2 tRNA genes and 1 rRNA gene are annotated in these 537 nt (G+C 46.2%); all 3 read right to left on the bottom strand.

Annotated elements, in window-relative coordinates:
- Positions 1-197: 197 nt before the first annotated feature.
- Positions 198-273: transfer RNA gene (locus QMX86_RS28145), tRNA-Ala, on the bottom strand.
- Between the two features lie 10 nt (positions 274-283).
- Positions 284-360 (bottom strand) — tRNA-Ile (locus QMX86_RS28140).
- Between the two features lie 123 nt (positions 361-483).
- Positions 484-537 (bottom strand): 16S ribosomal RNA (locus QMX86_RS28135); the annotation flags it as partial.

The following is a 537-nucleotide window of genomic DNA, read 5'->3' as shown; positions in this document are numbered from 1 at the left end:
TCGCCGAAAATTCGAATTTCTCAACTAAGAGAACTCACAAATTTTACCTTAGCCTGATCCGTTACCAGTGAAAGTAACGTTCAGTCTATCTTTCTATCACATACCCAAATTTTTAAAGAACGATCTAATCAAAAGACTAGAAATCAATATTCAGTGCGAATATTCATTTCTAAACTCTCAAACTTCGAAGCAGTTTATGGTGGAGCCAAGCGGGATCGAACCGCTGACCTCCTGCGTGCAAGGCAGGCGCTCTCCCAGCTGAGCTATGGCCCCATAACAAAATTGGTGGGTCTGGGCAGATTCGAACTGCCGACCTCACCCTTATCAGGGGTGCGCTCTAACCAACTGAGCTACAGACCCAATTTCGAGCTTGTAACTGTTAGCTCAGAGCTATCAGCTTGGAGCTTAAAGCTGCTTCTATCGTCTTCTTCAATGAATCAAGCAATTCGTGTGGGAGCTCATGCAGCAGCTGATGTCGTCGATTAAGGAGGTGATCCAGCCGCAGGTTCCCCTACGGCTACCTTGTTACGACTTCAC

The sequence above is a fragment of the Pseudomonas sp. PS01270 genome (genome assembly GCF_029959775.1).
GTDB classification, from domain to species: Bacteria; Pseudomonadota; Gammaproteobacteria; order Pseudomonadales; family Pseudomonadaceae; genus Aquipseudomonas; species Aquipseudomonas atacamensis.
This window is presented reverse-complemented; position numbering and strand designations above follow the sequence as displayed.